Source organism: Marinobacterium stanieri (genome assembly GCF_900155945.1).
In the GTDB taxonomy this organism is placed as follows: Bacteria; Pseudomonadota; Gammaproteobacteria; order Pseudomonadales; family Balneatricaceae; genus Marinobacterium; species Marinobacterium stanieri.
Genome location: NZ_FTMN01000009.1, coordinates 48,225 through 70,034, shown reverse-complemented (window position 1 = coordinate 70,034; position 21,810 = coordinate 48,225). Strand labels below are relative to the sequence as shown.

The following is a 21,810-nucleotide window of genomic DNA, read 5'->3' as shown; positions in this document are numbered from 1 at the left end:
GCGGGTCACAATTTGTTAATTAAATTCCTATTTGTTTATTTAAAGATAAGCGTTTGCTTACCTTTAAAGTTGCTTCGGACTGAATGCGGCCCAGGGTGTCCAGATAGGTCTCCAAAACCAGGTTGGGGCGGGCGCCTTTGCGTGAAATAGCGGCGAATGGCGTGATGTAGTGCAGGTCTTCAGGGGTCAGGGCACGCATACGTTTCTCACTGACCCAGCGGGCCGCAAAATGCTCGGGCAGAAAGCCGATATAGGCGCCGGTCATGATCAGGAAAGCCACGCCTTCGCGGTCTGTCGCCGTCGCGGTGCCGTTGAGCACCTGGTAATGGCGTTTGATCTCCGCACTCTGCGCATAGGCAGGTACCACGGCGTCCCAATTCGCCAGCTGCTCAATGCTGACATTCGCGCTCTGAAACAAGGGGTGCTCATTGCTGCAGTACAGGTATGAGGTTTCGTCGTAGAGCGGCAGGTAGTTCAGGCCTGCCAGTGCGCGATGATGCGGCACCATGCCCACGTGCAGGCGGCCGTCCAGAACGGCCAGCTCGATCTCGTTGGGTGGGCTCATGCGAATATTGATATTCACATCCGGGCCAATTTTCTTCAGATGGGACAGGGCATGGGTGATATGCATGCGTGGCATGGTCACCAGATTGTCGGTAATGCCGATGTTCAGCTCGCCCTTGAGGTGGGCATGCAGAGAGTTGACCTGGGTTTTGAACTCCTCCAGTGAAGTGAGAAGCTGCAGGGTAAACTCGTACACCTGGCGGCCTTCATCAGTCAGTGAGAAGCCGGAACGCCCGCGCTGACACAGCTTGAATCCCATCCGCACTTCCAGATCCGCCATGGCGATACTGATCGCTGCACGGCTGATATTCAGCTCGACCTCGGCAGCGGAAAACCCGCCGGATTCCACCACTGCGCGGAAAATTCTCAGCATGCGCAGATCTACATCGCTGAGCTGTCCCTTGAACTCTGATCCCTTCATACAGCCACCAAAGTTAAATAAATACTTAATTGAGGGTTAGTGTTTTTAGATTTATTTAACTGATGTTGGGTTGCAAAGTCTACATCCGGTGGCGACAGCCTGATGCTCAGACCCTGTACGACGCCACAGAATAACAATACAGAACCGGATTCGGTCAGGAGTGCCCCATGAGCCAATACACACCGGCGTTTCTCGAAGCGCACTGGATGCCTTTCAGTGCCAACCGTGAATTCAAGCAAAACCCGCGCATGATCGTTGCTGCCGAAGGCAACTATTACACCGACAGCGAAGGCCGCAAGATTTTTGATGGCCTGTCCGGTCTCTGGACCTGCGGTGCCGGCCATAACCGCCCTGAAATCAGCGAAGCGGTGGCCAAGCAGCTGAACACGCTGGACTACGCGCCGGCTTTTCAGTTCGGGCACCCGCTTTCGTTCGAGTTGGCCAACCGCATCAAGGAGCTGACCCCTGAAGGCCTGAACCACGTGTTCTTTACCGGCTCAGGCTCCGAGTCTGCGGATACGTCGCTGAAAATCGCCCGTGCCTATTGGCGCAAGAAAGGCATGCCGACCAAAACCAAATTAATTGGCCGTGCCAAGGGTTACCACGGTGTTAACTTCGGTGGCATCAGTGTTGGCGGTATCGGCCCCAACCGTTCGCTCTATGGTCAGGCCGTGGATGCGGACCATCTGGGTCATACCCTGAAAGCGGAAAACGCCTTTACCCAGGGCATGCCGGAGCGTGGTGCAGATCAGGCCGATGAGCTGCTGGAGCTGATCGCCCTGCATGATGCCTCCAACATCGCCGCTGTGATTGTGGAGCCGATGGCCGGTTCTGCCGGGGTTATTCCGCCGCCCAAAGGTTATCTGCAGCGCCTGCGTGAGATCTGTGATCAGCACCAGATTCTGCTGATTTTTGATGAAGTCATTACCGGTTTCGGGCGCATGGGGTCCTGGACCGGTGCCGAAGAGTTCGGCGTTACCCCGGACATCATGAACGTCGCCAAGCAGCTCACCAACGGCGCGGTGCCCATGGGCGCGGTGATCGTGAAAGACGAACTCTACGACTGCTTTATGGAGCAGGGTGGACCGGAATATATGGTCGAGCTGCCGCATGGCTACACCTACTCCGCCCATCCGGTGGCTTGTGCGGCTGCACTGGCGTCACTGGATCTGCTGGAACGCGACCAGCTGATTCCGCGCGTGAAACAGATCTCGCCGTTGTTCGCAGAATCGCTACATGCCCTGAAAGGTGCGCCCTGTGTGCAGGATATCCGCAACTACGGCCTGGCGGGTGGCATCACGCTGGAGCATGCACCAGGCGAGCCGGCTCTGCGTCCTTACCTGGTGGCGATGAAGATGTGGCAGAAAGGCTTCTATGTCCGTTATGGCGGCGACACCATCCAACTGGGCCTGCCCTTTACAGTGGAAGCAGACGAGATCGACCGACTGATCAATGCGCTGGGCGACACCCTGCACGAACTGCGCTGATTAACCGACTTTAACGATAAGAAACGACGAGGAAACACCATGACAGCACTGGTTGGACACCTGATTAATGGCGAAGTACGCAGCGACGCGGCGCGTACCCAGGACGTATTCAATCCGGCAACGGGCGCGGCTACGCGCCAGGTTGCCCTGGCCGGCAAAGACACGGTAGAAGAAGCCATTGCCGCCGCTGAAGCTGCATTCCCGGCCTGGCGCAACACTCCGCCGCTGAAGCGCGCCCGCATCATGTTCCGCTTCAAGGAACTGCTGGAGCAGCACAGCGAAGAGATCTGTCGCATGATCGGTGAAGAGCACGGCAAAATTTCCCATGACGCTGCCGGTGAACTGCAGCGCGGCATCGAGAACGTGGAATACGCCTGTGGTGCTCCGCAGTTGCTGAAAGGTGAGCACAGCAAGAACGTGGGCCCGGACATCGACTCCTGGAGTGAATTCCAGCCACTGGGTGTCGTTGCCGGTATCACACCGTTCAACTTCCCGGCCATGGTGCCGCTGTGGATGTATCCCATGGCGCTGGTGTGCGGTAACTGCTTCGTGCTCAAGCCGTCCGAACGTGATCCGAGTTCGGTACTGTTTATTGCCCAATTGTTGCAGGAAGCAGGCTTGCCGGATGGTGTGCTGAACGTGGTCAACGGCGACAAGGAAGCGGTGGATACGCTGCTCACCGATGAGCGTATCAAGGCAGTGAGTTTCGTTGGTTCCACCCCGATTGCCGAGTACATCTACAGCACCGCCAACGCCCATGGCAAACGCTGTCAGGCGCTGGGCGGTGCCAAGAACCACGCCATCATCATGCCGGATGCGGATATGGATAACGCGGTGAACCAGTTGCTGGGCGCAGCGTTCGGTTCATCCGGTGAGCGTTGCATGGCACTGTCGGTTGCTGTTGCCGTGGGCGACCAGGCCGCCGACGCTCTGATCGAAAAGATGCAGACGGCCATGCAGGGGCTGAAAGTGGGTGCTTACTCCGACAGCAGCAATGATTTTGGCCCGGTGATTACCGGTGCCCACCGTGACAAGGTGAATGGCTATATCACCAGTGCAGTGGAGCAGGGTGCAACGCTGGTGGTGGATGGTCGTAACCCCGAGGTTGCCGGACATGAAGACGGTTTCTTTGTCGGAGGGACACTGATCGACCGTGTGACTCCGGAGATGACCAGCTATCAGGAAGAGATCTTCGGCCCCGTGCTGCAGGTGGTGCGTGTCAACAGCATGCAGGAAGCGATGGCGTTGATTGATGATCATGAGTACGGCAACGGCACCTGCATCTTCACCCGTGACGGTGAAGCGGCACGCTACTTCTCCGACAACATCCAGGTCGGCATGGTCGGCATCAATGTACCGCTGCCGGTGCCGGTGGCCTACCATAGCTTTGGTGGCTGGAAGCGTTCCCTGTTCGGTGATCTGCACGCCTATGGGCCGGATGCCGTGCGCTTTTACACCAAGCGTAAAACCATCACCCAGCGCTGGCCTTCGGCCGGTGTACGCGAAGGTGCATCCTTCGCCTTTCCCAGCTAAGCCGGCTATTCACTAGCCTTTTTGCCCGGACCTGTTCGGGCTTTTTTATGTCTTATAGGTGCGGTCGATAACACCGGCACAATAAAAAAGGGCCTGCAGATGCAGGCCCTTTTCAGTATCAAAATGTCGGCGGAGCTTAGCGATCGGTTTTCTGTACCGTCTCGTCTTCGTCGTCAAACACACCGAAGGTCATGCGGCTGAACCAGGAACGCTCTTCCTGCTTGGCTTCTTCAGCCTCGGCTTCGGCAGCGTCTGCACGTTGACGGTCGGCCAGCGGAATCGGGCGGGCCGGTTCAGCCGGCTCGTCGCCACCCAGCAGACCAAAGGTGGCGGTCTGCAGCAGGGTTGCGCTGCGTTGTTTGAACGGGCGGATCTTGTAGTCCGGGAAGTTCAGCTGCAGTACGTCCAGAGAGTTCTTGGCCAGGTCATCCATGCCCAGTTCGGTGTAGGCTTCTGCCATGATCGCCAGCGCATCGGGCACCGCCGGGGTTTCCTGCAGGTTTTCCACCACATAGCGACCACGGTTGGCTGCCGCCACCCAGGCCTGACGTTTCATGTAGTACGCCGCCACATGCACCTCGTAGGCCGCCAGACGGTTTTTCAGGAACTGCATGCGCTTCTGGGCATCCGGCGCGTATTCGCTGTCCGGGTAGCGGGTCAGCAGGGTGGAGAAGCTTTCAAAGGAATCCAGAGCAGCACCGGGGTCGCGCTGGCTGACATCGATGGGCAGGTACTGGGCAATAAAGGAACGGTCCTGCTCGAACGCCGTTAGGCCTTTCAGGTAGTAGGCGTAATCGATGTTGTCATGGTTCGGGTGCAAACGGATGAAGCGGTCGGCTGCGGCACTGGCAGAAGCCGGTTCATAGTTGCGGAAATAGGCGTAGATCAGCTCCAGCTGTGCCTGCTCGGAGTAACGGCCAAACGGGTAGCGCGCTTCCAGCAGCTGCAGTTTCTCGATTGCCAGGTCATAGTTGTCGGATTCAAGTGCGCTCAGCGCTTCTTCGTACAACTCCTGTTCCGGCACATCCGGGGCCACCTTCTCGTCGCCGCCAAACCAGGAGCAGGCGGAAAGCAGGCTAAAGAGCACTAGGGTGGCTAGGACTTTCAAGGGTCGCATGTTAATCATTCCTGATACTGGAGCCGGATTCGGCGTGAGTGGCCTGATTCGGTTATACTGGCCTGAGAATTCCGGTCTATTTAACCATAACCGGAGCCCATGCCCAAACCTCCGCCGACGAAGAAATCACAGATGTCAGAACTGCTAGAACTCGATGTGCACGTCCCGGCCGAGATGTTCGGTATGCGCCTGGATCAGGCCGCTGCCCAGCTCTTTCCGGACTACTCCCGCTCCCGTATCCAGAACTGGATCAAGGACGGTACGCTCAAGGTCGATGGCGAAGCCAAACGCCCCCGTGACAAGCTCAACGGCGGCGAGGCGATCAGTGTGCGCACCGAGCTGCCGCGTATCGAGGAGCACGCAGGCGAAGCGATTCCGCTGGAAATCGTGCACGAAGATGACGACATTCTGGTGATCAACAAGCCGGCCGGCCTGGTGGTACACCCAGCGGCGGGTCATGACAGCGGCACGTTGATGAATGCCCTGCTGCACCACTGCCCGGATATCGACCAGGTGCCCCGTGCCGGTATCGTGCACCGTCTGGACAAGGACACCACCGGCTTGATGGTAGTGGCCAAGACCATTGCGGCCCAGACCGAGCTGGTCTCCCAGCTGCAGGAGCGCAGCATGGGGCGTGAGTATGAGGCGGTGGTGAATGGCGTGATGACCGGTGGCGGCTGCGTCGATGAGCCGCTGGGTCGCCATTCCAAGAACCGTCAGAAAATGGCCGTGGTCGGTTTGGGCAAGGAAGCGGTGACCCATTACCGTGTGCTGGAAAAATTCCGTGCCCACACCCATATTCGTCTCAAGCTGGAAACGGGCCGTACTCACCAGATCCGTGTCCACATGGCGCATATTAATTATCCGCTGGTGGGCGACCAGACCTACGGTGGCCGTTTCCGTCTGCCCAAGGGCTGTAGCCCGGCGATGCAAAAGGTAATGCGCAACTTCCGCCGTCAGGCGCTGCACGCCAAAAAACTGGAACTCTGGCATCCGGGAACGGGTGAGCTGGTGTCCTGGGAGGTCGACCTGCCCGAGGACATGCAACAGCTGCTCAGCGTCCTGAAACGTGATGCCGAAGATTACGATTACGAGCTATGAAACTGATCCGTCCGCAACAGCCGCTGGCACCCGGCGTACAGGCATTGAGCACCACCCGCGAGGGAGGCGTCAGTGTCGAGCCCTGGCACAGTCTCAATCTGGGTGATCATGTCGATGATGACCCCAAGGCCGTGGCCGAAAACCGGCGCCGCCTGCAGGCCGAGCTGGGCATTGCCCAGCCGCAGTGGCTGACGCAGGTACACGGTGTTGCGGTGGTGGAAGCGCGCAGCGATGGCCTGGTGCGTGAAGCCGATGCCTGCTGGACGCGCACGCCGGGAGTGGTCTGCACGGTGATGACCGCCGATTGCCTGCCGGTGCTGTTTGCCTCCAATGATGGTGCTCAGGTAGCTGCGGCTCATGCCGGCTGGCGCGGACTGCTCAACGGCGTGCTGGAAGCGACGCTGGCCAGCTTTGATGATCCGGCCGAGGTGAATGCCTGGTTCGGGCCGGCGATTGGGCCTCTGGCGTTTGAAGTGGGGCCGGAAGTGCGTGCTGCCTTTATGGCACGGGATGCCGAGGCCGAAGCTGCTTTCAAACCCTCACCGACTCATGACGACCGCTGGCTGGCGGATCTGTACCTGCTGGCGCAGCAGCGCCTTGAGGCCGCGGGCATTCAGTCGGTCAGTGGCGGAGAGCATTGCACCTTCACCGAACAGCAGGATTTCTTCTCCTACCGCCGTGATGGTCGCACCGGCCGCATGGCCAGTCTGATCTGGATCGAGCCGGCATAAAAAAGGCCCGGCCTCTTCAGTAGAGAACCGGGCCCTGTCTGCCAAAGTCATTCAGCATCAGTAACGCCAGTGGCGATCACGCTCATGGCGGTCACGTTTATGCCAATGCTTGTGCTGCTTGTGCTGCTTGTAACGCTTCTTGTAGTGCTTGTTATGAAAGTGGCCATGCCGGTCGGGCTTGTCATAGCGTTTAACCAGAATCGTACGTCGACCTTCCGGGTAGTAATGCCGTTCAATCACCTGCACACGGCGGTGGCGGTCATGGCGGTAGCGGTCTCGATCCGAGTGTCGATAGCGGTCGGAATAACGGTGGCGGTCTGAACCACCCTCCGCGCCAATGGCCGCACCGACTGCCGCGCCGATTCCTGAGCCGACCACTGCGCCATCACGCCCACCCAGTTCTGAACCAACGGCACTGCCGATAGCACCGCCAATGGCAGCACCGAGAATGGCTTCGCCGTTCAGATCGCGTGCCATGGCAGAGGCAGGCAGCAGGGCCGCCAACACCAGTGTCAGAATATATCTGTTCATAGGACTCTCCTCGTTATTTTACGGTCGATCGTCCCAGTCCGGCCGTTGGGTACAGTCCCATAAGACACCCGGGCAGCTGAATTCAATCTTAAATTCAGCGCAGGGCCCTGCTTGCCAGAGGTAAAGTTATGTAAAGCCGAATCAGCAGCGGCCTTTTTTGGCCTGCCCCGGCGGGCAGAAGCTGGAGTGGTTGCGTCGCTCGCGGCGATAACCGTCATGATAGCGGCGATCATCACGGTCGTAGTAACGGCGGTCCCGGCCGTCATCGTGGTCGCGGGTATTCACGGAGGTGCCCACAGCCGCACCTATGCCGGAGCCGACGACAGCGTCTTCACGCCCGCCCAGTTCGGCACCCACGGCACCGCCCAGAGCACCACCAATGGCACCGCCAATGGCTGAGTCGATTGTCAGGTCATCTGCTGAGGCAAAATCGGGCAGCAGTGCCAGCGTAGCAATCGCGATGGTCATCTTGTTCATATCAATCCTCCTGCCCACAGGGGCGTTTCATGGGTATATGAGACACCAGTGCAACTGAATCTGATCTGAAAATGCGCAGGAGAAGGCGTGCGTTGAGGAGCGGGGAAGCTGCAGAAAAACAAAACGGGGGCTGCCCGTGCTGGACAACCCCCGTTTGCGGTTAGCGGGTGAATCAGGCGCCGATGATGCCGCCGTCTTCACGCTGTACCACCATGATGGTGGAACGCGGTTTGCTGTTGCCGCCCGCCGGGAAGTGCGACGGTGCGCCTTTCTCGCCCGGGTGCTGCACGCCGATGAAGACGCTGCGCTGGTCCGGCGAGAAGGTCAGGCCAGTAATTTCACAGGCGATGGGGCCGGTAGCAAAACGACGGATTTCGCCGCTTTCCGGGTCGGCACAGAGCATCTGGTTGTTGCCCATGCCGGCAAACTCACCTTCGTTGCTGTACTTGCCATCGGTCTGGATCCACAGGCGACCGGTCTTGTCGAAACCGATACCGTCCGGGCTGTTGAACATGTTGTCGGCGTTGATGTTATCGCTGCCGGCGTACAGGCCTTCAGCCACGGTCGGGTTACCGGCGATGGCGAACAGGTCCCAGTCAAAGCGGCTGTCGGTGTGGTCACCGTTGTGCGGCCACCAGCGCAGGATCTGGCCATAGTTGTTCTTGGCACGCGGGTTGGGGCCACCTACCGGCTGGCCTTCCTTGCCACGGTTCTTGTTGTTGGTCAGGGTGCAGAACACGGCCTTGTTGTCCGGGTGTACGGCAACCCATTCCGGGCGGTCCATGGTAGTCGCGCCCACCTGAGTGGCGGCTTCACGGGCGAAGATCAGCACTTCCGCCTGGTCGGCAAAGCCGTTGGCAGCGGTCAGGCCGTTCTTGCCGTGGGTCAGCTCGACCCATTCACCCTGACCCTTGATCTCGCCATCGTTGGCGCTGAAACGGGCCACATACAGGGTGCCTTCTTCCAGCAGGTCGCGGTTGGCGGCCTTGTCGTTGGCGTTGTATTTAGCCTTGGAGACGAACTTGTACAGGTGCTCGCCGCGCTCGTCATCGCCCAGGTACACGACCACGTGGCCGTTGTTGTCGATGGTCAGGGCAGCATTCTCATGCTTGAAACGGCCCAGTGCGGTACGTTTTTTCGGCGTGGCGTTCGGGTCCATCGGGTCGATCTCGACGACCCAGCCGAAACGGTGCGGTTCGTTCGGGTGTTTGGCCAGATCAAAACGTTCGTCATGGCGGTACCACTGGTAGCCACGGTTACCGGCCTTGAGGCCATAACGTTTGTCACGGGCCGGCAGGTCCACTTCATCCTCGGCGGAACCGAAGTATTTGTGGAAGTTTTCCTCACAGGTGAGGTAGGTGCCCCAGGGCGTTTCGCCGTTGGCGCAGTTGTTGAACGTACCCAGCGCACGGGTGCCCTTGGCATCGGCCGCAGTCTTCACCAGCGCATGGCCGGCCACCGGGCCGGTCAGTTCCATCGGTGTGTAGGCGGTGATACGGCGGTTGTAATCGGAGGCCGGATCAACCTGCCACTCGCCCTTGGCGTTACGGCGGATTTCGAAGATGGAGACACCGTGGGCCGCCTGAGATTTCTTTACTTCGTCAGCGGTCAGGTCCTGCTGGCCACCGTGGGCAAACAGGTACTCGTAGTTGGTGTATTCGTTGTTTACGGCCAGCAGCGCGCGATCTTCGGACAGCGGGAACAGGCTCATGCCGTCGGTGTTGTCTCCGAACTGGCCGGCCTGGGCAGCGGCGTTCTGGGTACCGGATTCATCAAACGCCGGAGCGCCCTTGATGATCGGGTCGCCCCAGGAGATCAGTGGCTTGGCCACATAGCCTTCGGGCACAACAAAGCTGTCGGCAGTGCTGGCGGCAACGGCCTTGAAGCCCATCAGTTTGCTGGATTCAGAGCGGGTCGCAGCCGCTACAGCCTGAGCCAGCGGGCTGGCGGCCAGGAACAGTCCCATGGCAGCGGCACCGCCACGCAGGAAGTTACGACGGCTGACGCCCTTGGCCGTCATACGGTCGAAATCAGTCTGTTCCAGTTCCGGATGGTCTTCGGGGTCAAAGCGGTCGTTCTGGTTCATGGTCGGGTCCTGTAATGAGTATGGCAAAACAAACAGAACAGCTTTGTATCAGTATGACATGACAGGAATACGACAATCCGGTGTTGAATCAGTTGATGCTAATTTAATCAGCCCGGTGACTTGAAGCATTCGTGAATGCCCCTATCTATAGTGGTAACAGAAACTGCCGATCCGTCTGACTGCGTGTGTCGGACCCACGGCACAGAGAGATCCACAGGAGACCTCATGCGACCCGACAAATTCACCTCACGACTTGCGCGGAGGCGACAGCGTGGACAACCTCAATGTGGAAGAACGCCCGTCAGGCGTTGGATAAATATTGTATCGATATGACCGAGCGGCCGAGCCCGGCAAGCTGGACCCGGTGATCGGCCGTGACGACGAAATCCGTCGTACCATCCAGGTCCTGCAGCGTCGCACCAAGAACAACCCGGTACTGATCGGTGAGCCCGGTGTGGGTAACACCGCCATCGTTGAAGGGCTGGCGCAGCGACTGTTGGACGGTGAATACGAACCGGGTCGAGAGATCGTGGTGGATGTGGAAGCCGGGGGGAGGGGTACCTGCAGGTAATGATGGCCTGAGCCACCCCTTTACTAAATAAGAGACCTGCCGGGAAACTGGTGGGCCTTTTTGTTGTTGCAGGTCCGGGATTTCGCCCTCGTGGGCTTCCGCAATTCAGCTGCTGATCACGATTGAGCAGCGATGCTAGTCTCTTACAGAGCTAATACGAAGGAATGTTTATGAAAAAGATACTAGTTATTTAGTACGTTTTCTGATTGCAAAGCTGTTTACTTTTATTTTCCTGGCGATGGCGTTGGTAATGATATTCTCACTGGGTAACACAATTGTTTCCTGAGCTCTATCGGGTGACGATATCATGCAGCTTTTTTTGAAGGGCGTAAATACGGGGATTATCGCTCTGGCTGTTTTCGAACTTGCGCTTGTCATTAATAAGGAGTATTCCGGGGAAGAGGAAAGTGAAAATGCAGTCGAAAGCCTAAGACGAACAATTCCACGCTTCATCGGTACAGTCTGCATCGTCTTATCGCTGGAGGGGCTGATCATGGTAATTAAATACAATCAGTTGGAGCTGGCGGGAAATCTTTATTACCCGGTTTCCAATATTGCCAGTACAGCTCTCCTGTTGGCTTTATTGGGTGTTTTTTTTGCATTTGACAAGAAAAACAATTTATATTTTTTTGAGATAATAAATTTTATGTTTGGGTAGTGAATACATAAAATGTATCTCAATGATAAACCACACATTCAGCTTGTTCTGGTATCTGAATCCCTGTTTTACTTAAGTTGAGTGATCAGTCTGGTGCAGGCTGACTTATCGTGCTGGTGTGGATAACAGAGAATGCCGTGCAGGCTGATGGCAGGCACGTTAGCGCTCAGCATGTGATGAAGCAGCATCAGGATCATTATCGCAAACGGTCAGGCAGAGGCTATAGGGTTTAACACACATCGCCTGCAGCAAATCAGTATGGAGAAAAAGTAATGAGCCGCAGTGTGGGGGGGGGGGATTTATATGGCGGTGGATTGCTTTATTAAATATTAATAAGTTTTCTTACTGTGACAATAAAATCACCGGGTGTAGAAAATGTTTCTGAAGCCCGGTGATGAAGTTGAATTTAATAGAATAGGAATATAATGCGATAATAAAATTGATATAGCCTTTAAATTTTGGTGGTTATCTTTGTTTAGTGTCCAATCAGCTTAATAAGCTTCTCTGGTACAGGAATTTTTAGATACAGCTCAGGGTCATATGGGTCATTATCGCCCTTTAAACTCATGAAGAATTTATAAACCACCTCAGGGCCAGGCTTTTCTTCACCAATATAAACAAATATGTTTCTTATGCTTTCACTTATTGTGCTGAACTCCAGAATCCTGATACCGGGCATGAAGTCAGTGCTATAGCGCTGAATGGGAGATGTGTCATTAACATCTAAACCATTTACAATGATCTGAAAGGTTAAAGAAAAATCATCCTTGGTATCATTTTTTAGCATTTCGCTAGCAAAAGTATTTAACTTTACTTGCATATTTTCTTGAAAGCCGAGAAATCCCTGGTATGAGGTTTCAAATTCAGTTGTTGAACCTTGCCCGTGGGGGAGGTGATGTCCAACTTCATCACTTAGATAAAGTTGTATTACTTTATACTGATTATTGGACCTGGGATATTGAGCTGTATATACCCTTATGGCATATACTCCATGAGGTAAGTCTTCAACACCTTCATCAGGAAGGGAAAGTGCCTCTTGAAAATCCTTGGAGTAGGAAATAGCAGAACTGTTTCCAGTGATGTCATAGGCAAACGATACATTAGATAATATGATCGATAAAAAAATCATTGCTGTTCTTGTGGTTAAGCCCAATTTATTTCCTCCTTGAATTTTTCATTTCTTGAGATCACTTCAACCATATTGTCGATGCTATGAGTGCATAGACGGTACTTTGCTCTTTTTATAAACGAAAATCTCAATCCTGAGCAACTTGGATTGTCATTAATAGTGATTCGATTGTTAATAATATGTGCGCCGGTCCCAGTAGAGACCATATCGCCCTCAGATCTTAAATGAATAGCTTTGTTATGCTCATCAATATAAGTACGTATACCGTTGGTATTGTTTTCCAGTTGTCTGCTTTGATAAGCAATCCCCCAAAAACCTCCTGTGACCGAGTTGTACATACCCGGAGAGTTGAAAGTTACAACTGGTAAGGCGGTTTGAACTGCAGAGGCATAGGAAGCTAACCCTCCCCCAAGTGAATGCCCGGTCAGAGTTAAGGGACGCATGTGAGCTAGTTCGTATGCCTTTCTACAGGAAAACCTTGCTTGCCAGGCCTGTTTTGGTGGTAAGCCAACAGTTATACGAAGGTCACTCGGAACATCATGCAAGACTTGGTCTGTACCACGAATAGCAAGGACAAATTCTTCATGATTCTTGTGAAAAATAGCCGCGAAGAAACCTACAGAGGGGTAATTGAAAAACCTGATTAGTCCCCAGCCATCTACTCTTGGGTTGTCGCTGTACACAGCTTGGCTGCAAAGAGCCAATTCATAAATTGATGCCATTTCAGAAATCCTTTTCTGTATGAGCTGAAACGATAGACCATCGCTGATTGTCAACGTGTCGTGTTGGTAGGCCAGAACAAAAGCAAACTGGCAAGGAGGTCAAGTCTCTCTTCCTAGAGTGAAATTCATTCCTTTTGCATCTATCCATGATGCCTATGGCATCATGAAGGCCTTTTATCCTTGATGCAACGGTCAAACGTTTCGATACAAATAGATCATAAAATAAACGATGATCTGTTGTTTTTAAGAGACGATGACCATCGTTGATTAAACTTTGAAATGCGCTTGCGCGTTCATGAGCTAGCCCTATAGCAATGGATTGTTGAAAACTACAACAATCACGCCGTGAATCAGTTGATGCTAATTTAATCAGTCGGGTGACTTGAAGCATTCGTGAATGCCCCTATCTATAGTGGTAACAGAAACTGCCGATCCGTCTGACTGCGTGTGTCGGACCCACGGCACAGAGAGATCCACAGGAGACCTCATGCGACCCGACAAATTTACCTCACGACTTCAAGAGGCCTTGTCCGATGCCCAGTCGTTGGCGATCGGCAAGGACCACAACATGATGGAGCCGATCCACCTGCTGGCAGCTTTCCTGCAACAGCAGAACGGTTCCGTTGCACCCCTGTTGCGCCAGGCCGGTGCCGACCGCATGACACTCACCGCCAAGGTGGGTGAAGCGCTGGACAAGCTGCCGGTAGTGAGCAGCCCGGATGGGGAAATCCGTCTGTCCCAGAACATGGCGCGTCTGTTCAACCTGACCGACAAGCTGGCGCAGCAGCGTGGCGACCAGTACATCGCCAGCGAGCTGATCCTGCTGGCCATGCTGGATGACAAAAGCGATGCCGGTAAGGTGCTGAAAGACTGCGGCGTGAATCGCCAGTCACTGGAAAACGCCATCAACAACATGCGTGGAGGCGACAGCGTGGACGACCCCAATGCGGAAGAAACCCGTCAGGCGTTGGATAAATACTGCATCGACATGACCGAGCGCGCCGAGTCCGGCAAGCTGGACCCGGTGATCGGCCGTGACGACGAGATCCGCCGTACCATCCAGGTACTGCAGCGTCGTACCAAGAACAACCCGGTGCTGATCGGTGAGCCCGGTGTGGGTAAAACCGCCATCGTTGAAGGGCTGGCGCAGCGTATTGTTAACGGCGAAGTGCCCGAAGGCCTCAAGCGCAAGAAAGTGCTGTCGCTGGACATGGGCGCACTGATTGCCGGTGCCAAGTTCCGCGGTGAGTTCGAGGAGCGCCTGAAAGCGGTGCTGAACGAGCTGGCCAAGCAGGAAGGACAGATCATTCTGTTCATCGACGAGCTGCACACCATGGTTGGCGCCGGTAAGGGCGAGGGTGCCATGGATGCGGGCAACATGCTCAAGCCGGCACTGGCCCGTGGCGAGCTGCACTGCGTGGGTGCTACCACGCTGGATGAATACCGCCAGTACGTCGAGAAAGATGCTGCCCTGGAACGTCGTTTCCAGAAGGTGATCGTGGACGAGCCGTCTGAAGAAGACACCATCGCCATCCTGCGTGGCCTCAAGGAACGCTACGAGATTCACCACGGCGTGGATATCACCGACTCTGCCATTATCGCAGCGGCCAAACTGAGTCAGCGCTACATCACCGACCGTCAGCTGCCGGACAAGGCGATCGACCTGGTGGACGAAGCCGGTTCCCGTATCCGCATGGAGATGGACTCCAAGCCGGAAGAGATGGACCGTCTCGACCGTCGTCTGATCCAGCTGAAGATGGAACGCGAAGCGCTAAAGAAAGAGAAAGACGAAGCCACGCGCAAGCGTCTGGCCGAGCTGGAACAGACCATCAGCACGCTGGAGAAAGAGTACGCCGACTTCGAAGAGGTGTGGAAGGCTGAAAAAGCCAGCGTACAGGGCTCGCAGCAGATCAAGGAACAGCTGGATCAGGCCCGTGTCGAGATGGAGCAGGCCCGTCGTGCCGGTGATCTGGCCAAGATGTCCGAGCTGCAGTACGGCAAGATTCCGGAGCTGGAAAAACAGGTTCAGGCGGCCGACAGCAGTGCTCAGCAGGTGGAAGAACATCAGCTGCTGCGCAACAAGGTAACTGAAGAAGAAGTGGCTGAAGTCGTGTCCCGCTGGACCGGCATTCCGGTCAACAAGATGCTGGAAGGCGAACGCGAAAAACTGCTGCGTATGGAAGAAGCGCTGCACAAACGCGTGGTAGGCCAGAGCGAAGCGGTGGTGGCCGTGTCCAACGCCGTGCGCCGTTCCCGCGCCGGTCTGTCGGACCCCAACCGTCCCAACGGTTCTTTCCTGTTCCTGGGCCCGACCGGGGTGGGTAAAACCGAGCTGTGTAAAACTCTGGCCAGCTTCCTGTTTGATACCGAGGAAGCGCTGGTGCGCATCGATATGTCCGAGTTCATGGAGAAACACTCGGTCGCGCGTCTGATCGGTGCACCTCCGGGCTACGTGGGTTACGAAGAGGGCGGTTACCTGACCGAAGCCGTGCGCCGCAAGCCATACTCGGTATTGCTGCTGGATGAGGTGGAAAAAGCGCACCCGGATGTGTTCAACATCCTGTTGCAGGTGCTGGAAGATGGTCGCCTGACCGATGGTCAGGGCCGTACCGTGGACTTCCGCAACACCATCGTGGTGATGACCTCTAACCTGGGGTCTGATCTGATCCAGAACTACAGCGATGATGACGACTACAACCTGATGAAGTCGGCGGTGATGGAAGCCGTGGGCACCCACTTCCGTCCCGAGGTGATCAACCGTATCGACGAGGTGGTGGTGTTCCACAGCCTGCGTAAGGAACAGGTGGCCGGTATTGCCGAGATCCAGCTGGAACGTCTGCGTCGTCGTCTGGCCGAGCGTGAGCTGACCATCAAGCTGACCAGCACTGCCATGGATAAGCTGGTGGAAGTGGGCTTCGAGCCGATTTACGGTGCCCGCCCGCTGAAGCGTGCCATTCAGCAGTGGATCGAGAACCCGCTGGCGCAGCGGCTGCTGGCTGGTGAGTATGAGCCGGAGACTGAAATTGTGGTGGATGTTGAAGCAGGGGAATTCGTGTTCCGTTAATGCGCAGCTGACTTTTCCACCTGCTTGAACGAAAGAGCCTGCCGGGGAACCGGTGGGCTCTTTTTGTTTAGCGCTTTGGCCTGGAGTAACTGAACTATACTCAGACCGTTGAATATCACTCGAAAGAGAGGTGGGTCATGTCCAGATTAAAAACCATGTGCGTGACGGCGCTGTTAGCGTCAACGCTGTCGGCAACCGCTTTGGCAGGCCACTGCCCCATGGACGGCAAAGCGATAGAAAACGGACTCGCCAACATCAAGGTCAGCGATGAGGTACGCACTCAGGTAATGCAGCTGCACGATGAAGGTATGGCTGCGCACAAGGCTGGTGATCACTCGGGAGCCGAGAAGAAACTCGCCGAGGCGATGCGGATGTTATTGAACGCCAGTGCCATGTAAGTAATGCCTAGTGTCAGAGCAAAAGCCTGCTGAGAGATCAGTGGGCTTTTTCTTTTTTTAAGTCAGGTTCCGCCTGACGGCGGGTTACTTTTCTTTGTTTGCCCAAAGAAACGTAACCAAAAGAAAGGGCACCCCCGCGAAGCAGGCCTTCGGCTGCCCTGCGCTTCTCGTCCAGTCGGGGTGGCTGAATAACTCGGCGCTTCGCGCCTCAAACATTTCAGCCACTGACCCCGACTGGCCTGCGATGCTCGGCTGCTCAGAGGGGGGGTATGGGGTGCCGGGTTTGGAGTTGGGGATTTTACTTAGGTTGGGTGGTCAGCCACAGAGTCACTGGCTATAGTGTTGGGAATGGATGACAGGGAGTACCGTGCTGAATATGGGTTCGAGCACGGTTGCGGTCAGCATGTAATGAAGGAGTATTAGGGATGGTTTCACCTCTTCACGTTTTACCTCTAATGGTCTTCTCTTTGCCTGTGCCGGTCGTACCCGCTGAACGGAGCTCTGTCGGGCGGATATACCTTTTTGTTGGTTTTATGAAAATTAAAACCTTATCTATCAATGGCTTGCGCGGTAGAGAAGGAATTAAAAGGTATACCCGCTAATAATTATTATGAGGTCGCAGACCTCATTAACAGACTTTTATGAATCCAAACAAGGACGGATCCATGAATTCACCAAATTACGAAGAAGTTGAAAAACAGTTCTTTCTACTCATGGAGTGCCTTCCAATATCGTTTGGTTATAACTTGCCGCCAAATCTAAGACTCCGCTATATCAATCTTCTTTCAGAAATCGGCGACTTTCCAAAACGTATCAAGAGGTTTCAGGCGACTCTGTCTGGCGAGAAGTATGAGAAGCCTGATTGGGTACAACGTTCATCCGCTTTTCCAAAAAAACCTTCAGCAGACTTCCGTGGGCTTGATAATGTATTTGAAGCAATGCAGCATTCATTGCCTTACAAATATATAGATGAGCTTCCTGACAAATATCGTATTCCATACTGCAAAATTCTTGAGCAGCATGCTCATCTCCAATTAAAGTCATCACGGCTTGAGAAGGTGCTTAAAAAGAAAGGATTTTTGTGATGAATCTAATATGAAAGCTTTAGATTATTTCATTATTGCCTCCAGTTTTTCATAAAAAATCATTTAAATCGTTCGCTTCAAGTACTGGGACCTAAAAAGCTACGCTTTTTCGTTTATTGAATTCGGCGTTATAATCCAAGGTTGTTTTTTTAAAAATTTAATGAAGAGAACAGAATGTACGATAGTGAAGTAGTTGAGTATGCAAAAGAGCAAGAGAATATTATCTCTAAGCTTGAATATCGGGTGCACGAGCACGAAGATGGGCGCTCTAAAAATCGTCAAGACTTGATGCGTGACTATGCAAGAGTACTATACTCATCATCTTTTAGGCGTTTGCAAGGCAAGATGCAATTGCTAGGTATAGATGCTAATAAGTTTAATAGAAATCGCCTAACTCATAGTTTGGAAGTGGCACAAATTGCTCGATCTATCGCATATGACCTCGACCTAAAACATACAGTTGTCTCTGAAACCGCATCACTAGCCCATGATATTGGGAATCCTCCCTTTGGGCACTATGGAGAAGTAGTGCTTAATGAATTGAGTGCAGGGTGCGGTGGTTATGAAGGGAATGCCCAAGCCTTCCGAATTCTAAGAACTTTAGAAAAGAAGCATTATGCATATCAGGGGTTAAACCTAAATATAAGAACTCTTTTGGCTATAACTAAGTACTTTTTTAATAAGAAGCAAAATAATAAAAAGTTCTTATATGATGATGATTATAACTTTTTAAAAAATGAAATAGAAAATAGAGGAGTAGCAGTCAGTAAGAGTATCGACGCCGAAATCATGGATCTATCTGACGAAATTGCTTATGCAGCACATGATCTAGAGGATGCTCTTAGTTTTGGCATGATCAGTTTAGGTGAAATAGTTCATGAGTTTAGTATTAGCGACAAATTTAAAGATGCATACCCGGCTATGGCTTGGATTGCGAAAGATGCGCAAAATGTGGCAATGAAAGCTAGCCGAAGTGGTACATCGGAAGAGTATGCAATTGTTCTTAAGAAGGAATTAACGTCTAAAATTGTTAATACACTATGTTCAGATATTGGTTTGGTTGGTGGGGTTTTAGGTTACAAGAAACATGGAAAGCTGGCTGAAGGACTGAAGAAACTTTTGTTCAAAGCAATACTCCGAAAGAAAGATATTCAACTATACGAGCGTCGAGGTGAGCAAGTTATTCGTGGTTTGTTTCAGGTATATTCTGATGAAAGATACAATAAAGAAAATATATTGCTACCGCCAGAACTGCGATCGATTAATGATTGCAAAACTCGTCTAGTTACTGACTATATCTCAGGGATGATGGACTCATACGCTGTACAAGAGTATGAAAAATACTTTGGTAAGGGTAGTGCAGATAGGTTTTACTTTAAGTAGATCTTGCTTATAACAAGTACTTGTAGTTGCCCACAAGCGGGGTGGGGCCTCCGCTGCTACGCAGCTCCGGCCCCTAAGCTAGGTGTTAGTAATAATTAAATCGGAGGGTGGAGAGTGGGTAAGCCAAGACTATTTATAGCTTCTTCTGCGGAAAGCTTAAAGATAGCTGAAGCTGTCAATGTAAATCTTGATCATGATTTTGAGGTGACGATTTGGAAAAATGGAACGTTCAAGCTTTCGTCCACTGCGATAGATGATTTGGTTGAAAAATCTTCGGCCGTAGATTTTGCACTGTTTATATTTGCGCCAGACGATGTTGCCTCAATACGAAGCAGAAAGGAGCATGTTGTCAGAGACAACGTAATATTTGAAATGGGCCTTTTTGTTGGTGCAATTGGTAAATCTAGGTCCTTCATCCTTAAGCCTAGGGATATTGATATGCATCTTCCGACGGACCTCCTAGGAGTGACTCCTGCCGATTACAATGCTGGTCGTTCTGATGGCGACTTAGTTTCCGCAACAAACCGAGCCTGCTCATTGCTTAAAGCTGAAGCAGATCGGCTTGGAGTTATAAATCATGCAAGCTTGTCAAAATCACAAAAAATAATAGCAAATCCAGCTAACTACGAACTTAAAGTCGAAGATTATAAGATTCTCGCGGTATGCCTAGAAAGCCATACCGCGAATCCAACAGGCCAAACCTACTCAAGTATTTCCAATAATTTTCGTGGGAATAACAGTGCATTGACCCAGATTTCCTTGATTAAACTAGAACGGATGGGTCTTGTTGATAAAACCATAGAATTAGATGAGCAATGGGGTAACGACTACTACGCCTACTCCATTACAGAGCTCGGTGTCGATACGCTTCTGAAAAATGAAGATCAACTTAGACCTAGGGCCCCTGTAGATGACTTTGATGACGAAGTACCGTTCTAATGCTAACAGTTGGGTGAAGCCGGTCAGTGTAGTTCCCCCGGTTTAGTGGACTTGGCTACACGTTGCGAAGTGCAACCAATCAGATATGGAAAATCTCATGAAAGGGAAATGCTTGTGCGGTTCTATTGAGGTTGTTGTGGATACCCACGCTAAAGTTGGGCTCTGCCACTGTTCTATGTGCAGACGTTGGTCTGGCGGTCCCATGTTTGCTGTTCATTGTGGTCCTAACGTCGAGTTCAAAGGAAGCGAGCCAGCAACCTATCAGTCCTCCGATTGGGCGCAGCGCGGTTTTTGCTCCCAGTGTGGGACACATCTCTTCTATCATCTGTTGCCCAATAATGAATACATCCTGCCTGCTGGACTATTCCAGGATGAGCAGTTCGAACTGGAGAGTCAGATCTTCATTGATGAGAAGCCTTCGTTTTACGAGTTGAAGAACCAGACCAGGAATATGACAGGGCAAGAAGTCTTCGAGCTGTTTGCGTCAAAGGATTAACACTGCTTGATCTATTGTTGCAGTTCAGCATCTACATTTTCGTCAAGATTAGTAACCAAGTGAGGCCCAGTTGGTTAACCCAGTAGTATTTGCTGGTTGCCCTGGCTCAGGGAAAAATGCAGTCATTGATTCGTTGAACCCCCTTTGGCATCAGTACGTAATACACGCCAGAAGTTGGGTGTAAAGGCATCCAGCCATGTGTTAACGTTCAAGGCAGTGAGCTACCTTGGAATTATAAGGGGCTGAGTAATCTACTTTAATTATAAGGGGGCAAAGCCCCCTTATATTTTTAGATTTTGTGTGCGAAAAATATGATATTGATGTTTTAGGTTTACCTCATTGGGAAAATATTTAATTATTCAGCATGGAATTATTATAATTATTCCAATAAAATTATTTGGCTCTATTTCTTTTCCATACATATTAAAAGACCAAAAGCTAAAAAGGCTGCTATAATTTCAAACTGATATTTAAAAAAATCAGGAGTTAGTAATAACAAGCAGGATGTAGCACCTAAAGCCATTATCCCCCCTATTAATCTTCTCGGAAAAACAGGGATATATTTGTAAGAAACGAATGAAAAAAAAGTTCCTATTAAACCGATAATAATGTAAATCATATTTTTAATATTCGTCTAATGTCAAGTATGTTCCATTGAACGAGTATTGCGGACCAATCCCGCCATTTACCTCAATGAATGTCATTATATCCACATCGCCAGCATTATATTTTCGGATGTTGTTAATTATGTACTTACGCACGCGAGAACCAATAACAAGACTGACAGTGGCACTTATACCAGTATTTGCTGTTTTATTATCCTGAACTTTCTTCGGCATTTTTTTTCCAACTAGGAAAACAATGGCTGAGGTAATAGCACCCGCTACAGCATTTGCAAACATATATTGCTTACTTGTGGCGTCATTAGCATTATCAGCGGTCAGTGGGGTACACACTATGGTATGAAGTCTAATCGGCCGTGTATCTCCATGCTTCATGCTTTGAATAGTGCGTCGAAGCATTTTCATTGAAGCTACTTGAGCTGCTGCATTGATCCGAGGGTTTTCCGAATAGGTCGTGTTATTTACGAGGTGTTCCCTAAATTCTTTAGCAGGGTAATCCAATACGAAAACAGTTCCTTTTGTGTATTCGTTTCTAAACTCTTGCTTAATCAATCCCATGTTCTAGGCTCCTTCCTATTATGATTGAATGCGAACCATAGTGGCTTTATAAATGCTGGTCAATATGTGGTCATAAAGCTACACTACACTTGGTATTTATTTTGAATTTATATCTCTTATCGCTAACACTTTAGGT

General features: G+C 52.3%; 19 protein-coding genes and 1 pseudogene. 12 read left to right on the top strand and 8 right to left on the bottom strand.

What is annotated here, in order from left to right; genetic code table 11:
• Nucleotides 1-19: 19 nt before the first annotated feature.
• Nucleotides 20-985, bottom strand: a complete 966-nt coding sequence (locus BW956_RS17585) for a LysR family transcriptional regulator (protein ID WP_076464839.1) — start codon at nucleotides 983-985, stop codon at nucleotides 20-22.
• A 167-nt stretch (nucleotides 986-1,152) separates the two neighbouring features.
• Here BW956_RS17585 and aptA point away from each other — a divergent pair, with 167 nt between their 5' ends.
• Nucleotides 1,153-2,472 (top strand): omega-aminotransferase AptA, encoded by a 1,320-nt coding sequence (gene aptA / locus BW956_RS17580; RefSeq protein WP_010321666.1) that lies wholly within the window; start codon nucleotides 1,153-1,155, stop codon nucleotides 2,470-2,472.
• A 39-nt stretch (nucleotides 2,473-2,511) separates the two neighbouring features.
• The gene (locus BW956_RS17575) at nucleotides 2,512-4,005 is read left to right on the top strand and encodes a CoA-acylating methylmalonate-semialdehyde dehydrogenase (protein WP_010321665.1); all 1,494 of its coding nucleotides are present in this window, start codon (nucleotides 2,512-2,514) and stop codon (nucleotides 4,003-4,005) included.
• A 136-nt stretch (nucleotides 4,006-4,141) separates the two neighbouring features.
• Here BW956_RS17575 and BW956_RS17570 read toward each other — a convergent pair whose 3' ends face one another.
• Entirely contained in the window at nucleotides 4,142-5,122 is a 981-nt protein-coding gene (locus tag BW956_RS17570) for an outer membrane protein assembly factor BamD (protein WP_010321664.1), read from the bottom strand.
• Between the two features lie 132 nt (nucleotides 5,123-5,254).
• On the opposite strand from BW956_RS17570, the gene rluD reads away from it, so the two are divergent.
• Nucleotides 5,255-6,223 carry a 23S rRNA pseudouridine(1911/1915/1917) synthase RluD gene (gene rluD, locus BW956_RS17565; protein ID WP_076464836.1) on the top strand — a complete coding sequence of 323 codons (969 nt, stop codon included), beginning with the start codon at nucleotides 5,255-5,257 and terminating at the stop codon, nucleotides 6,221-6,223.
• Entirely contained in the window at nucleotides 6,220-6,954 is a 735-nt protein-coding gene (gene pgeF, locus BW956_RS17560; RefSeq protein WP_076464833.1) for a peptidoglycan editing factor PgeF, read from the top strand. Before rluD ends, pgeF begins: the two co-directional genes overlap by 4 nt.
• Nucleotides 6,955-7,011: 57 nt before the next feature.
• Here the strand turns inward: pgeF and BW956_RS17555 are convergent, their stop codons facing one another.
• From BW956_RS17555 to BW956_RS17545, 3 genes are all read right to left on the bottom strand, one after another.
• The gene (locus BW956_RS17555) at nucleotides 7,012-7,485 is read right to left on the bottom strand and encodes a glycine zipper domain-containing protein (RefSeq protein ID WP_076464831.1); all 474 of its coding nucleotides are present in this window, start codon (nucleotides 7,483-7,485) and stop codon (nucleotides 7,012-7,014) included.
• Nucleotides 7,486-7,626: 141 nt separating this feature from the next.
• Entirely contained in the window at nucleotides 7,627-7,962 is a 336-nt protein-coding gene (locus BW956_RS17550) for a hypothetical protein (protein WP_076464828.1), read from the bottom strand.
• Between the two features lie 172 nt (nucleotides 7,963-8,134).
• Nucleotides 8,135-10,048 carry a PhoX family protein gene (locus BW956_RS17545; protein ID WP_076464825.1) on the bottom strand — a complete coding sequence of 638 codons (1,914 nt, stop codon included), beginning with the start codon at nucleotides 10,046-10,048 and terminating at the stop codon, nucleotides 8,135-8,137.
• Nucleotides 10,049-10,301: 253 nt separating this feature from the next.
• On the opposite strand from BW956_RS17545, the pseudogene BW956_RS17540 reads away from it, so the two are divergent.
• Together BW956_RS17540 and BW956_RS17535 are read left to right on the top strand one after the other, a co-directional pair.
• Nucleotides 10,302-10,568: pseudogene (locus tag BW956_RS17540) on the top strand (type VI secretion system ATPase TssH); the annotation flags it as partial.
• 358 nt (nucleotides 10,569-10,926) lie between these two features.
• A complete protein-coding gene (locus BW956_RS17535; protein ID WP_217695150.1) occupies nucleotides 10,927-11,277 on the top strand; it encodes a hypothetical protein in 351 nt (116 codons plus the stop codon).
• Between the two features lie 475 nt (nucleotides 11,278-11,752).
• Here the strand turns inward: BW956_RS17535 and BW956_RS17530 are convergent, their stop codons facing one another.
• Both BW956_RS17530 and BW956_RS17525 read right to left on the bottom strand, forming a co-directional pair.
• The gene (locus BW956_RS17530) at nucleotides 11,753-12,430 is read right to left on the bottom strand and encodes a hypothetical protein (protein ID WP_139327226.1); all 678 of its coding nucleotides are present in this window, start codon (nucleotides 12,428-12,430) and stop codon (nucleotides 11,753-11,755) included.
• The gene (locus tag BW956_RS17525; protein ID WP_076464819.1) at nucleotides 12,421-13,128 is read right to left on the bottom strand and encodes a Tle-like phospholipase domain-containing protein; all 708 of its coding nucleotides are present in this window, start codon (nucleotides 13,126-13,128) and stop codon (nucleotides 12,421-12,423) included. The genes BW956_RS17530 and BW956_RS17525 overlap by 10 nt, the downstream gene beginning before the upstream one ends.
• A gap of 487 nt (nucleotides 13,129-13,615) precedes the next feature.
• Between BW956_RS17525 and clpB the strand changes: the two genes are divergently transcribed.
• The 6 genes from clpB (at nucleotide 13,616) to BW956_RS17495 (ending at nucleotide 20,493) form a co-directional block, all read left to right on the top strand.
• Nucleotides 13,616-16,192 (top strand): ATP-dependent chaperone ClpB, encoded by a 2,577-nt coding sequence (gene clpB, locus BW956_RS17520; protein ID WP_076464816.1) that lies wholly within the window; start codon nucleotides 13,616-13,618, stop codon nucleotides 16,190-16,192.
• Nucleotides 16,193-16,329: 137 nt separating this feature from the next.
• Entirely contained in the window at nucleotides 16,330-16,590 is a 261-nt protein-coding gene (locus BW956_RS17515; RefSeq protein WP_076464813.1) for a hypothetical protein, read from the top strand.
• 665 nt (nucleotides 16,591-17,255) lie between these two features.
• Entirely contained in the window at nucleotides 17,256-17,675 is a 420-nt protein-coding gene (locus tag BW956_RS17510; RefSeq protein ID WP_076464810.1) for a hypothetical protein, read from the top strand.
• 174 nt (nucleotides 17,676-17,849) lie between these two features.
• Entirely contained in the window at nucleotides 17,850-19,058 is a 1,209-nt protein-coding gene (locus BW956_RS17505; protein ID WP_076464807.1) for a deoxyguanosinetriphosphate triphosphohydrolase family protein, read from the top strand.
• 114 nt (nucleotides 19,059-19,172) lie between these two features.
• Complete coding sequence (locus tag BW956_RS17500; RefSeq protein ID WP_076464804.1) at nucleotides 19,173-19,997, top strand: TIR domain-containing protein; 825 nt, start codon at nucleotides 19,173-19,175, stop codon at nucleotides 19,995-19,997.
• 85 nt (nucleotides 19,998-20,082) lie between these two features.
• On the top strand, nucleotides 20,083-20,493 hold the full coding sequence (locus tag BW956_RS17495; RefSeq protein ID WP_338066356.1) for a GFA family protein: 411 nt from the start codon (nucleotides 20,083-20,085) through the stop codon (nucleotides 20,491-20,493).
• Between the two features lie 623 nt (nucleotides 20,494-21,116).
• Here the strand turns inward: BW956_RS17495 and BW956_RS17490 are convergent.
• Nucleotides 21,117-21,674, bottom strand: a complete 558-nt coding sequence (locus BW956_RS17490; RefSeq protein ID WP_076464798.1) for a hypothetical protein — start codon at nucleotides 21,672-21,674, stop codon at nucleotides 21,117-21,119.
• Nucleotides 21,675-21,810: the final 136 nt, after the last annotated feature.

Coding starts and splice junctions, on each gene's coding strand:
- clpB (WP_076464816.1), top strand. CDS start 13,616: ATGCGACCCGACAAATTTACCTCACGACTTCAAGAGGCCTTGTCCGAT.
- aptA (WP_010321666.1), top strand. CDS start 1,153: ATGAGCCAATACACACCGGCGTTTCTCGAAGCGCACTGGATGCCTTTC.
- BW956_RS17515 (WP_076464813.1), top strand. CDS start 16,330: ATGTCCAGATTAAAAACCATGTGCGTGACGGCGCTGTTAGCGTCAACG.
- rluD (WP_076464836.1), top strand. CDS start 5,255: ATGTCAGAACTGCTAGAACTCGATGTGCACGTCCCGGCCGAGATGTTC.
- BW956_RS17555 (WP_076464831.1), bottom strand. CDS start 7,485: ATGAACAGATATATTCTGACACTGGTGTTGGCGGCCCTGCTGCCTGCC.
- BW956_RS17525 (WP_076464819.1), bottom strand. CDS start 13,128: ATGGCATCAATTTATGAATTGGCTCTTTGCAGCCAAGCTGTGTACAGC.
- BW956_RS17585 (WP_076464839.1), bottom strand. CDS start 985: ATGAAGGGATCAGAGTTCAAGGGACAGCTCAGCGATGTAGATCTGCGC.
- BW956_RS17545 (WP_076464825.1), bottom strand. CDS start 10,048: ATGAACCAGAACGACCGCTTTGACCCCGAAGACCATCCGGAACTGGAA.
- BW956_RS17550 (WP_076464828.1), bottom strand. CDS start 7,962: ATGAACAAGATGACCATCGCGATTGCTACGCTGGCACTGCTGCCCGAT.
- BW956_RS17505 (WP_076464807.1), top strand. CDS start 17,850: ATGTACGATAGTGAAGTAGTTGAGTATGCAAAAGAGCAAGAGAATATT.
- BW956_RS17495 (WP_338066356.1), top strand. CDS start 20,083: ATGGAAAATCTCATGAAAGGGAAATGCTTGTGCGGTTCTATTGAGGTT.
- BW956_RS17570 (WP_010321664.1), bottom strand. CDS start 5,122: ATGCGACCCTTGAAAGTCCTAGCCACCCTAGTGCTCTTTAGCCTGCTT.
- BW956_RS17535 (WP_217695150.1), top strand. CDS start 10,927: ATGCAGCTTTTTTTGAAGGGCGTAAATACGGGGATTATCGCTCTGGCT.
- BW956_RS17490 (WP_076464798.1), bottom strand. CDS start 21,674: ATGGGATTGATTAAGCAAGAGTTTAGAAACGAATACACAAAAGGAACT.
- BW956_RS17510 (WP_076464810.1), top strand. CDS start 17,256: ATGAATTCACCAAATTACGAAGAAGTTGAAAAACAGTTCTTTCTACTC.
- BW956_RS17575 (WP_010321665.1), top strand. CDS start 2,512: ATGACAGCACTGGTTGGACACCTGATTAATGGCGAAGTACGCAGCGAC.
- pgeF (WP_076464833.1), top strand. CDS start 6,220: ATGAAACTGATCCGTCCGCAACAGCCGCTGGCACCCGGCGTACAGGCA.